The following is a 12,243-nucleotide window of genomic DNA, read 5'->3' as shown; positions in this document are numbered from 1 at the left end:
CGTAGAACGCAAGCTTGAGCAGGAACTCGACTAAGGTTTTATTCAGTTTGTTGAAGACACCGTCGTAGGTCGCCATGTGGTCGGCGTCGATGTTGGTGACCACGGCCACCAGCGGTTGCAGGTGCAGGAAACTGGCGTCGCTTTCGTCGGCTTCGGCGATCAGGTAGCGGCTGGTGCCGAGCTGGGCATTGGTGCCCGCCGCATTCAGACGGCCACCGATGACGAAAGTCGGGTCCAGGCCACCGGCAGCGAACACCGAAGCGATCAGGCTGGTGGTGGTGGTTTTGCCGTGGGTACCGGCAACGGCGATACCGTGGCGATAGCGCATCAGCTCGGCGAGCATTTCGGCACGCGGTACTACCGGGATACGACGCTCAAGGGCGGTCGCCACTTCCGGGTTGGACGTGTTCACAGCGCTGGAGACCACCAGCACGTCGGCGGTCGCAGCGTTCTCGGCGCGGTGGCCGATATAGATGTGCGCACCAAACGACTCCAGACGCTCGGTGACCGGCGAAGCTTTCAGGTCGGAACCGGACACTTCATAGCCCAGGTTCAACAACACTTCGGCAATCCCGCACATGCCCACGCCGCCGATACCGACGAAGTGGATGCGACGGATGCGGCGCATTTCCGGTTGTGGCATGGCTTTCTGATTCTCAACCATGGGCCACCTCCAGGCAGGTATCGACCACGCTACGGGTGGCATCGGGTTTGGCCAGACGGCGGGCCGCTTGGGCCATTTCTTCGAGTCGTTGCGGTTGCATCAAGACCTCTGTCAGGCGCGCGGCAAGGTCCGCGGCACCAGTCGTTCTTTGCGGCATCACGAAGGCTGCGCCTTCACGGGCCAAATAATCGGCGTTGCGGGTCTGGTGATCGTCGATCGCGTGGGGCAAAGGCACCAGCATCGAGGGCAGACCGACGGCGGCCAGCTCACTGATGGTCAGCGCGCCAGCGCGGCACACCACCAGGTCAGCCCAGCCATAGGCCTGGGCCATGTCTTTGATGAAGGGCTGCACCTGCGCATCCACGCCGGCGGCGCGGTAGCGCTCTGCAGTCACTTCATCGTGGTTTTTGCCGGCCTGATGAAACACCTCTGGACGCAAATCGGCAGGGACTTGCGCCAGGGCTTCAGGCAGCAACTTGTTCAACGGTTCTGCGCCCAGGCTTCCGCCGAGGACCAGCAAACGCGCTTTGCGCCCGGCCAGAGCCGGACGCGATGTTTCGCGGAACAGCTCGCTGCGCACCGGGTTTCCGGTGGTACGGCGGGTGTCCGACAGAGTAAAGGTGTCGGGGAACGCTTCACACACCCGAGCGGCGAACGGCACCAGCAACCGATTGGCGGTGCCGGCCACGGCGTTCTGCTCGTGAACGATCACCGGCACACCGGCCAGTTTCGCGGCAATCCCGCCAGGCCCGGTCACATAACCACCGAAGCCGACCACGCAGACTGGATGCAGCTGGCGAATCACCGCCCGCGCCTGCCACACCGACTTGAGCAGCATGAACGGGGCCTTGAGCAGCGACAGCTTGCCCTTGCCACGCAACCCGGTGGCATTGATGCGATGCAGTTCAAGACCTGCAGCCGGCACCAGTTCGTTTTCGATCCCGCGTGGCGTGCCGAGCCAGTGCACGGTGTAGCCGCGCGCCTGGAATTCGCGGGCACAGGACAGCGCCGGGAACACGTGGCCGCCAGTGCCGCCGGCCATGATCAATACGTTAGCGCCCATGGTTCGGCTCCTCGGCGAAGTCGCTCTCATGGAATTCCATCTCTTCACTGCCCAGGTGGGTCCGACTCTCCCACTCGATCCTCAGCAACAAGCCGAGGCAGGCGCAGCAGATCACCAGGGAACTGCCGCCGTAACTGAGGAATGGCAGGGTCAGGCCCTTGGTCGGCAGCAGGCCGACGTTCACCCCGATGTTGATCAGAAACTGACCAATCCACAGGAACGACAGACCGTAGGCCACATAAGCGGCGAAGAACTGCTTGGCTTTCTCGGCCCACAGACCGATGTACATGCCGCGAATACACACGAACACGAACAGCGCCACGGTGCACAGCGAACCCACCGCGCCCAGCTCTTCAGCCAGCACCGAGAACACGAAGTCGGTGTGCGCTTCAGGCAGGTAGAACTGTTTCTGCACGCTGTTGCCCAGGCCGACGCCCAGCCACTCACCGCGACCGAAAGCGATCAACGCTTGGGACAACTGATAACCGGCGCCGAACTGGTCGGCCCACGGGTCGGCGAAGTTGGTCAGACGCGCCATCCGATACGGCTGCATCTGAATCAGCAAGACCACGGCCCCGACTGCCAGCACCACCATCAGCGAGAAACGGAACAACCCGACCCCGCCGAGGAACAGCATCGCCGCCGCGGCGCCCATCATTACCACGGTGGCGCCAAAGTCCGGCTCCATCAGCAACAGGCCCGCCATCGGCAGCAGCACGATGAACGGCTTGAAGAAGCCCATCCAGCTCTCGCGCACTTCCTTCTGGCGACGCACCAGATAACCGGCGAGGTAGATCACCACGAACACCTTGGCGATCTCGGACGGCTGCACGTTGAAGAAGCTGAAACCGATCCAGCGCATCGAACCGTTCACTTCACGGCCGATCCCCGGAACGATCACCATCACCAGCAGACCGAAGGCGCCGATCAGCATCATCCAGCCCAGACGCTGCCAGGTGGCGATCGGAATCATCATGGTGATGATGCACGCGCCCAGGCCCAGCGCCACGTAGATCAGGTGGCGAATCATGTAGTACAGCGCGCTGCCCGACTGCGCCGCCGCCACTTCAGTGGAGGCCGAGGCAATCATGATCAGGCCCAGGCCCAGCAGTGCCAGGCAACCGGCGAGCATCGGGAAGTCGAGGTCGATGCCACGTCCGGTGATGATCGGCGAAGGGTACGGCTTGATGATATTGCGCAGGCTCATGCCAGATCCTCCACGGCGCGGACGAACTGGTGACCACGGTCTTCGTAATTCTTGAACATGTCGAAACTGGCGCAGGCCGGCGACAGCAGCACCACGTCACCCGGTTGAGCGACCGCGCGGCATTGCGCGACGGCTTCGACCAGCGAACCGGCGCGAATCAGCGGCACGGCGTCGCCGATGGCTGCGCCGATCTTGTCGGAGTCGCGGCCCATCAGGATCACGGCGCGGCAGTTGGCCGCCACCGGATCACGCAGATCCTTGAACTCGGCACCCTTGCCGTCGCCACCGGCGATCAGCACGACCTTGCCGTCGATGTCCGCACCCAGGCCTTCGATGGCGGCCAGTGCGGCGCCGACGTTGGTGGCCTTGGAATCGTTGTAGTAACCCACGCCGTCGAGATCACGCAGCCACTGGCAGCGGTGTTCGAGGCCGGCGAAATTGCGCAGGGCATCGAGCATGGCGTCGAACGGCAGGCCGACCGCATGACCGAGCGCCAGCGCCGCGAGGGCATTGGCCTGGTTATGCGCGCCGCGCACTTTCAGTTCGCGCACCGGCATCAGGTTCTGGAATTCGAAGGCGAGGTATTTCTCGCCATCTTCTTCGCGCAGGCCGAAGGCCTTGAAATCAGGTTTGTTCAGGCCGAAGGTCCAGCACGGTTGGCCCTCGCCGATCAGCGGACGGCTGAGTGCGTCCTGACGGTTGACCACGAACTGCTTCGCGCCACGGAAGATCCGGTGCTTGGCCAGGTGATACGCCGGCAAGCCGCTGTAGCGGTCCATGTGGTCTTCGCTGATGTTCAGCACGGTGGCCACTTCAGCGTTGAGCTGATCGGTGGTTTCCAGCTGGAAGCTCGACAGCTCCATCACGTACAGCTCGACGTCGTCGCTGAGCAATTCCAGCGCTGGCGTACCGAGGTTGCCGCCGACCGCCACGCGTTTGCCGGCCGCTGCCGCCATCTCGCCGACCAGGGTGGTGACGGTGCTTTTCGCGTTGGAGCCGGTGATGGCCACGATCGGCGCCCGCGCGTTACGCGCGAACAGCTCGATGTCACCAGCCATTTTCACGCCACGGGCGGCAGCGGCTTGCAGGGCCGGGGTCGCCAGCGCCAGGCCGGGGCTCACGTAGAGCTCGTCGGCACGGCACAGGAATTCGACGTCCAGCTCGCCACAACGCACTTCCACGTGCGGATAGTCACACTTGAGCGTGGCCAGTTCCGGTGGATTGTCCCGCGTATCGGCGACGGCAAACGACACGCCCCGGTTCGCCAGGAAGCGAACCAGGGACATGCCGCTCTTGCCGAGGCCGACAACGATGCGGAAGTGGTCAGAAGCGATCAGAGACACTCGTTCTACCTCAGCTTCAGGGTGGCAAGGCCGATCAGCACGAGAATCACGGTGATGATCCAGAAACGGACGATCACGCGCGGCTCGGGCCAGCCCTTGAGTTCAAAATGGTGGTGTATCGGAGCCATGCGGAACACACGGCGACCGGTCAGCTTAAAGGAGGCAACCTGAATCACGACTGACAGGGTTTCCATCACGAACACGCCGCCCATGATGAACAGAACGATTTCCTGACGGACGATCACCGCGATGGTGCCCAGGGCCGCGCCCAGTGCCAGTGCACCGACGTCGCCCATGAACACTTGCGCCGGGTAGGTGTTGAACCAGAGGAATCCGAGGCCGGCACCGATCAGCGCGCCGCAGAACACGATCAGTTCGCCTGCGCCCGGCACGTAAGGAATCAGCAGGTATTCAGCGAATTTCACGTTACCCGACAGGTAGCAGAAGATCCCCAGGCCACCACCAACCATCACGGTAGGCATGATTGCCAGACCGTCGAGGCCGTCGGTCAGGTTGACCGCGTTGCTCGAGCCGACGATCACGAAGTAGGTCAGCACGATGAAACCGGCGCCCAGCGGAATGCTGTAGTCCTTGAGCATCGGCAGGATCAGCGTGGTTTCCACCGGCGTGGTCGCGGTCATATAAAGGAAGATCGCTGCGCCCAGACCGAACACCGACTGCCAGAAATACTTCCAGCGGCTTGGCAAGCCACGGGAGTTCTTCTCGATCACCTTGCGGTAATCGTCTACCCAGCCGATGGCGCCGAACAGCAGGGTCACCAACAGCACGACCCACACGTAGCGGTTGCTCAGGTCAGCCCACAACAGGGTGCTGACACCGATGGAAGACAGAATCAGCGCGCCGCCCATGGTCGGCGTACCCGACTTGGACAGGTGCGATTGCGGGCCGTCATTACGCACCGACTGGCCGATCTGACGGTTCTGCAGGGTGCGGATCATCCACGGGCCATAGCACAGCGACAAAACCAGCGCGGTCAGCACACCGAGGATCCCGCGCAGGGTCAGGTACTGGAAGACCGCGAAGCCTTTGTAGAACTGTTGCAGATACTCCGCTAGCAGCAGCAGCATTAATGTTTCTCCAGACTGGACCCGCACAGAGCCGCAACGATGTTTTCCATCGCTGCACTGCGCGAACCCTTGATCAAAATGGTGGTGTTTGTGTCCTGCTCGGCGTCGAGGGCCTGGATCAGTTCGGCTTGCGTGCCGAAGTGATGCGCCTCTTTGCCGAATGCGTTCACGGCGTGGACCATGTTCGGCCCGACTGCGTAAAGCGCGGAAACCTTGCCCCGGGCGTATTCGCCCACGTCGCGGTGCCCCTGCTCCGCCCAGTCGCCCAACTCGCCGATATCTCCGAGCACCAGGACGGTGCGGCCGGAAAAGCCGGCGAGTATATCAACGGCAGCGCACATGGAGGTGGGGTTTGCGTTGTAAGTGTCATCGATCACGCGCATACCGTTTTTCGCCAGTTGCGCGACGGTGCGACCCTTGACCGGTTGTACCGCGCCAAGCCCGGTGGCAATGCCGAACAGCGACACACCCAGGGCGTGAGCGGCAGCGGCGGCGGCCATGGCGTTGGCGACGTTGTGGGTGCCGAGCAGGTTCAGTTGAACGTGCTCCACACCTTCAGGTGTATGCAGGTTGAAGGCCGGGCAACCACGGGCATCGGTGCTCAGGTCGCTGGCGTAGAAATCTGCCTGAGGATTGCTCAGGGAGAAGGTCAGCACCTGGCGTCCGCCGGCGCGGAGCTTCCAGATACCGAAGGCCTTGTCATCGAGGTTGAGCACGGCAACGCCATCCGCCGCCAATCCGTCGATGATTTCGCCTTTGGCTTCGACGATTTTTTCCGGCCCGCCGAACTCGCCAACGTGAGCGGTACCCGCGTTGTTGAGGATCGCCACGTGCGGCTTGGTCAGCCCGACGGTGTAGGCGATTTCGCCCAGACGCGAAGCGCCCAGTTCGATTACGGCGGCGGTGTGTTCCGGCGCCAGTTCGAGCAGGGTCAGCGGTGCGCCGAGATCGTTGTTCAGATTGCCACGGGTCGCCAGCACCGGACCGCGGGTCCGCAGGATGCTCGCGAGCATTTCCTTGACCGTGGTCTTGCCGCTGGAGCCGGTGATGGCTGCGACTGGCTGAGCGAATGCAGCGCGGTTCAGCGCGCCCAACTGGCCGAGGGCCTGGCGGGTGTCCTTGACCAACAGTTGCGGCAAGCTGCTGTCGGCGACTTCGCGCTCGACCAGTGCCGCAACCGCGCCTTTGCCGGCGACGTCGTTCAGATAGTCATGACCATCGAAGCGCGGACCAGTCAGGGCTATAAACAGTTGGCCAGGCTGGATCGCGCGGCTGTCGATGCTGACGCCGTTGAAACTGGCGTCCGCGCTGATCAGGCGTGCGTCGAGCGCGTTGGTCAGTTCGCTGAGTGTCAGGGCCTTAAGCATGGGCCACCTCCCACGCGGTGAGGGCATGATCGGCCTCGACCAGATCGGAGAACGCGTGGCGCTCGCCGTTGATTTCCTGATAGTCCTCGTGGCCTTTGCCCGCCAGAACGATCACATCATCCGCCGAAGCGCCTGCGATCAACTGCGCGATCGCCTGGCCACGGCCGGCGACGAAGGTGACGTTATCCACAACGCTGAAACCGGCGCGGATGTCGTCGAAAATCTGCGCCGGATCTTCCGTGCGCGGGTTGTCATCGGTGACCAGCACGCGGTCGGCCAGACGCTCGACCACTTCGGCCATCAGCGGACGCTTGCCGCGATCACGATCGCCGCCACAGCCGAACAGGCACAGCAACTGACCTTTGACGTGCGGGCGCAGTGCGGTGAGGACTTTTTCCAGGGCATCCGGGGTGTGCGCGTAATCGACCACCACCAGCGGCTGAGTACCGCCACCCAGGCGCTGCATGCGTCCGGCCGGGCCTTCGAGCTTCGGCAGTACCTTGAGAATTTCGTCGAGGGCATAGTCCAGACCGAGCAAGGCGCCGACCGCTGCCAGTACGTTGCTCAGGTTGAACCGGCCCAGCAGCGTGCTGCGCAGATGATGTTCGCCCTGCGGCGTGACCAGCGTGGCGCGTACGCCGTGGTCATCGAACTGCGCTTCACGGACATACAGGTAGGCGCTGCTGTCGAGCAGGCTGTAGCTGATCAAACGCGACTCGCGCTTCTCGGCGGCCAGTTGCCGGCCGAAATCGTCGTCGAGGTTGACCACGCGGCACTTCAGGTCATTCCAGGCGAACAGCTTGGCCTTGGCCTCGGCGTAGGCCTCCATCGTGCCGTGATAATCCAGGTGATCGCGGGACAGGTTGGTCATCACCGCGACGTCGAACGCCAACGCAGTGACCCGGCCCTGATCCAGACCGTGGGACGAAACTTCCATGGCCACGGCTTTGGCCCCGGCCTTTTTCAGGTCGGCCAGGGTCGCTTGCACGGCAATCGGATTCGGCGTCGTGTGCAGGCCGCTTTCCAGCGCGCCATAGAAGCCCGAGCCCAACGTACCGACGATGCCGCAGTGCTGCCCAAGCAGATCGAGTGCCTGCGCGACCAATTGAGTCACGCTGGTTTTGCCGTTGGTGCCGGTGACACCGATCAGGTTCAAGTGACGGCTCGGCTCGCCATAAAAGCGCCCGGCGATGTCGGACAACTGCGCCGCGAGGCCTTTGACCGGAATCAGCGGCACTTCGGTGATCGGCAGTACGGTGGCGCCTTCCACTTCATAGGCAACCGCCGCCGCGCCGCGCTGCAAGGCATCGGCGATGTGCGCACGGCCGTCGAATTTGCCGCCCGGCACGGCGAGGAACAGGTCACCCGCGCGGACGTTGCGGCTGTCCAGCGCCAACTCCCGGATCAGCAGATCGTGGCCGGCGTGGGGGAATATCTTGTTCAGACTCAGAGACATCAGCCGCGCCCTCCATTGGCTTTCAGCGGAACGACCGGGGTAGCGTTGGCCTGTTGGGTGGTCGGCAGGTTATCCGGGGTCACGTTCATCAGGCGCAGGGTGCCGGACATCACACGGCTGAACACCGGCGCCGAAACCAGACCACCGAAGTAACCGGCCTTGGACGGCTCATCGATCACCACCACGATTGCGTAACGCGGATCGCTCATCGGCCCGAAACCGGCGAACAGCGAGCGGTAGGAGTTTTCGGCGTAGCCCTTGGTGCCCACCGAAGTCTTACGCGCAGTACCCGACTTGCCGGCCACGTGATACGCCGGCACCTGCGCACGGAACACGCCGCGCGGTGCTTCGATCACTTGCTGCAGCATGCCTTGCATGGTTTTCGCGACCGCTTCCGGCAGGACCTGAGTGGTCTGCGGCGGCTTGTCGGTTTTGATAAGGGTCAGCGGCGCCAGACGACCGTTGTTGGCCAGTGCGGAGAACGCGTGAACCAGCTGGATCGCGGTCACGGAAATACCGTAGCCGTACGACAGCGTCGCGGTTTCAGCCTTGCGCCAGTCGCGGTAGTTCGGCAGGTTGCCGACACGCTCGCCCGGGAAGCCGAGACCGGTGTCCTGGCCGAGGCCGACCTTCTGTGCGAGACGGTAGATGGTCTCACCGCCGATATCGAACGCGACCTTGCTCATGCCGACGTTACTGGAATTGATCAGGATGCCGGTCATGTCTAGCACCGGACCTTCAGTCTTCGAAACGTCCTTGATGGTGTATTTGCCGATCTGCAGCGAGCCCGGATACACCTCGACGGTGTCGGTCGGTTTCCAGCGCCCGGATTCGATCGCGGCACTCATCGAGATCGCTTTCATGGTCGAACCCGGTTCGAACACGTCGATCATCGCGCGGTTACGCATCATCGCCGGCTGCAGGTTGCGACGGTTGTTCGGGTTGTAGGTCGGCTGGTTGACCATGGCGAGAATCTCGCCGGTCTTCACGTCCATGATCACCAGGCTGCCGGCCTTGGCACCGTTCTCGATGATCGCGTTGCGCAGCTCGCGGTTGGCCAGGTATTGCAGACGCAGGTCAATCGACAACGCCAAGGGCTTGCCGGCCTTGGCGTTCTTGGTGACCTGGACATCCTTGATCAGCCGCCCGCGCCGATCCTTGATGACCTGGCGTTTGCCCGGCACCCCGGCCAGCCACTCGTCGTAGGCCAGTTCGACGCCTTCGCGCCCGTGATCGTCAATGTCGGTAAAGCCGACCATGTGCGCGGTGACTTCACCGGCCGGATAGAAGCGGCGGAATTCTTCGATGCCGTACACGCCCGGCACTTTCAGGTCGAGCACAGCCTGGCCCTGCTCGGGGGTCAGCCCGCGCACCAGATAAATGAATTCCTTGTTGGCCTGGGCTTCGAGGCGTTCGGCCAGGGCTTTCGGATCCTGCCCCAGCGCAGCCGCCAGCGCCGGCCACTTCTCTTTGGCCGTCTGCATTTCCTTGGCGTTGGCCCACAGGGTGGTCACCGGAGTACTCACGGCCAACGGCTCGCCGTTACGGTCGGTGATCAGACCACGGTGAGCAGGAATCGGAATATGACGCAGGCTGCGCGCGTCGCCCTGACCCTTGAGGAAGTCACGGTCAACCACTTGCAGGTCGATGATGCGCCAACAGATCGCCGCGACCATCACGCCGAGCAGTGCCACCATCAGGCGGAAGCGCCACGGGAAGAGTGCCCCTTCGAGTTTCATCATGGCGCCACCATCTTAACGTCAGCTGCGCCCGGGATGTGCATTTTCAGTTGTTCGGTGGCCAGCACTTCGATGCGGCTGTGCGCAGTCCAGGTGCTTTGCTCGAGAATCAGGCGCCCCCACTCGGCCTGCGCCTTGTCGCGCACGCTGAGTTCGTTATAAAGGGTGTTGAGCAACTGCCGGTTCCAGTGCGCGCTGTAGGACACGCCGATGGCCGACACGAGCACGCCGACAAACAGCAGCAGCATGATAAAGCTGCCGCCAGGCAGGGGCTTGGCGAAAAGCTTGCTCACCGCAACTTCTCCGCGACACGCATGACAGCGCTACGGGAACGTGGGTTGGCTTTGAGCTCGGCGTCGGAGGCCGTCTGCGCTTTGCCATGGACTTTGATTTTCGGTTCGAACGCCACGTGGCGCACGGGCAGGTTGCGCGGCAGGTTGTCGGCTTCGCCTTTCACCAGCTTGCGCATGAACAGTTTGACGATGCGGTCTTCCAGCGAGTGGAAGCTGATGACCACCAGACGGCCACCGATTTCCAGAGCATCCAGCGCGGCATCGAGGCCGGCTTCGAGATCGCCCAGCTCGTTGTTGACGTGAATGCGCAAACCCTGGAACGCACGGGTCGCCGGGTTCTTGCCCTTCTCCCACGCTGGGTTGGCGACCTTGAGGACTTCGGCCAGATCGGCAGTGCGCTCGAACGGCTTGATGTCGCGGCGCTCGGCCACGGCACGGGCCATGCGCCCGGAGAACCGTTCTTCGCCGTATTCCTTGAACACCCGGGCGATTTCTTCCACCGGCGCGGTGTTGACGAATTCGGCGGCGCTGATGCCACGGGACGGATCCATGCGCATGTCCAGAGGGCCGTCGTTGAGGAAACTGAAGCCGCGCTCGGCGTCATCCAGCTGCGGCGAAGACACGCCGAGGTCGAGCAGGATGCCGCTGACCTTGCCGCTCAGACCTTGCTCGACGACCACCGAACCCAGCTCGGCAAAGCTGCGCTGCACAACGACAAAGCGGCCGTCTTCGGCCGCTAGCGTTTGCCCGGTGGCAATCGCTTGAGGATCCTTGTCGAATCCGATGAGCCGACCGTCCGTCCCGAGCTGGCTGAGGATCAGCCGACTGTGCCCGCCGCGCCCGAACGTACCGTCCAGATAGCAGCCATCAGGACGTACGGCGAGAGCCTCGACGGCTTCGTCAAGCAGTACGGTGATGTGGTTAAAGCCGCTATCAATAGTCACAGGATCAAATCACGCAGTTCGTCAGGCATGGCGCCCGGTTGTTGAATAGCAGCAAGGTCAGCGGCAGACACCGCGTTCCATGCATCCTCGTCCCACAATTGGAACTTGTTCAGTTGGCCCACCAGCATCGCTTTCTTATCAAGCTTTGCGTATTCGCGCAGACGCGGTGGAACCAGAAAACGACCACTGCCGTCGAGTTCGAGGTCGACGGCGTTACCAATCAATAAACGCTGCAGGCGACGGTTCTCTTCGCGAAGCGAAGGGAGTGCGCGCAACTTGGTTTCAATAATTTCCCACTCGTCGAGCGGATAGACACACAGGCACGGATCAACGGCATCAATGGTCACGATCAACTGGCCGGAACTACGCGAAACGAGCTCGTCACGGTACCGGCTCGGCATGGCGAGACGGCCCTTTGCATCGAGACTGATAGCGTTAGCTCCGCGAAACACGTCAGCGTTTCTCCAATTTTTATCGTTTTGAGCTCAAAAAACCCACTTCATGCCACTTTCCGCCACTTGCGCACACTATAGGAATGCGCCCACCACACCGTCAAGGCGCGGATTAAAGGAAAACCCTTACAGAACGGAGATTTAGGAGCTTAAAAGGAGGGGTAACGACAATTTGGCGGATACTTTTGACCAATAACTTGATGCAGCACTGAAAGCTGCGCTCGGAAGTTAAAGTAATTTGTTAAGAGTAAGATTTTTTCGGTATTACAAAAGCGCTTCTGCTGTTGATTGAAGCAAGGTGGGAAATGGCTATTACTGCATTTGCCGCTGCCGGACTTTAGCGCAGGCCTGCCGATAATAACCAGCCCTGATGCTATTGATTCAAGCAGGGAAAGAAAAAGGTGGAGAGTCGATCTGTAAGCCGGGTTCTGTCTTGAACAGTCATTCGTCTACGATGGCCATCACTGGACATCTTTAGCAACCTACCCGGTCCCAGCGCGGGCCACGCCTGGGCCCCCTATTTGGACTGGCACCATGTGGGTTTTACCTCCCCCCGAAGTGTTCCCCGACGTGCGGGGCGCTCTAACCGCACCCCACGTCTGGCAACAGTTCGTGGCTAGGTAAACC

The 12,243-nt window shown here is 62.2% G+C and carries 11 protein-coding genes; all 11 read right to left on the bottom strand.

Annotated features, from left to right (window positions below):
- The coding region (murC, locus tag ACIOUG_RS25075; protein WP_401069588.1) for a UDP-N-acetylmuramate--L-alanine ligase at positions 1–664 on the bottom strand (664 nt) is incomplete at its 3' end.
- Positions 657–1,727, bottom strand: coding sequence for an undecaprenyldiphospho-muramoylpentapeptide beta-N-acetylglucosaminyltransferase (gene murG / locus ACIOUG_RS25070; protein WP_401069585.1), 1,071 nt, complete (start codon positions 1,725–1,727; stop codon positions 657–659). The genes murG and murC, both read right to left, overlap by 8 nt.
- The gene (gene ftsW, locus ACIOUG_RS25065; RefSeq protein ID WP_003228018.1) at positions 1,717–2,934 is read right to left on the bottom strand and encodes a putative lipid II flippase FtsW; all 1,218 of its coding nucleotides are present in this window, start codon (positions 2,932–2,934) and stop codon (positions 1,717–1,719) included. The genes murG and ftsW overlap by 11 nt, the downstream gene beginning before the upstream one ends.
- Complete coding sequence (gene murD / locus ACIOUG_RS25060) at positions 2,931–4,277, bottom strand: UDP-N-acetylmuramoyl-L-alanine--D-glutamate ligase (protein WP_401069581.1); 1,347 nt, start codon at positions 4,275–4,277, stop codon at positions 2,931–2,933. Before murD ends, ftsW begins: the two co-directional genes overlap by 4 nt.
- A 5-nt stretch (positions 4,278–4,282) precedes the next feature.
- Positions 4,283–5,365, bottom strand: a complete 1,083-nt coding sequence (gene mraY / locus ACIOUG_RS25055; RefSeq protein WP_025109289.1) for a phospho-N-acetylmuramoyl-pentapeptide-transferase — start codon at positions 5,363–5,365, stop codon at positions 4,283–4,285.
- A complete protein-coding gene (gene murF, locus ACIOUG_RS25050) occupies positions 5,365–6,732 on the bottom strand; it encodes a UDP-N-acetylmuramoyl-tripeptide--D-alanyl-D-alanine ligase (protein WP_401069578.1) in 1,368 nt (455 codons plus the stop codon). The genes mraY and murF overlap by 1 nt, the downstream gene beginning before the upstream one ends.
- Positions 6,725–8,188, bottom strand: a complete 1,464-nt coding sequence (locus tag ACIOUG_RS25045; protein ID WP_401069575.1) for a UDP-N-acetylmuramoyl-L-alanyl-D-glutamate--2,6-diaminopimelate ligase — start codon at positions 8,186–8,188, stop codon at positions 6,725–6,727. Before ACIOUG_RS25045 ends, murF begins: the two co-directional genes overlap by 8 nt.
- Positions 8,188–9,927, bottom strand: a complete 1,740-nt coding sequence (locus ACIOUG_RS25040) for a penicillin-binding protein 2 (RefSeq protein WP_174376919.1) — start codon at positions 9,925–9,927, stop codon at positions 8,188–8,190. Before ACIOUG_RS25040 ends, ACIOUG_RS25045 begins: the two co-directional genes overlap by 1 nt.
- The gene (gene ftsL / locus ACIOUG_RS25035; RefSeq protein WP_041073157.1) at positions 9,927–10,220 is read right to left on the bottom strand and encodes a cell division protein FtsL; all 294 of its coding nucleotides are present in this window, start codon (positions 10,218–10,220) and stop codon (positions 9,927–9,929) included. Before ftsL ends, ACIOUG_RS25040 begins: the two co-directional genes overlap by 1 nt.
- The gene (gene rsmH / locus ACIOUG_RS25030) at positions 10,217–11,164 is read right to left on the bottom strand and encodes a 16S rRNA (cytosine(1402)-N(4))-methyltransferase RsmH (RefSeq protein WP_401069571.1); all 948 of its coding nucleotides are present in this window, start codon (positions 11,162–11,164) and stop codon (positions 10,217–10,219) included. Before rsmH ends, ftsL begins: the two co-directional genes overlap by 4 nt.
- Complete coding sequence (mraZ, locus tag ACIOUG_RS25025; RefSeq protein WP_003228026.1) at positions 11,161–11,616, bottom strand: division/cell wall cluster transcriptional repressor MraZ; 456 nt, start codon at positions 11,614–11,616, stop codon at positions 11,161–11,163. Before mraZ ends, rsmH begins: the two co-directional genes overlap by 4 nt.
- Positions 11,617–12,243 lie beyond the last annotated feature (627 nt).

Source organism: Pseudomonas sp. NPDC087803, from assembly GCF_044742995.1.
Taxonomy (GTDB): Bacteria; Pseudomonadota; Gammaproteobacteria; order Pseudomonadales; family Pseudomonadaceae; genus Aquipseudomonas.
The sequence above is the reverse complement of the archived record's forward strand: the minus strand, read 5'-3'. Positions and strand labels throughout refer to the sequence as shown.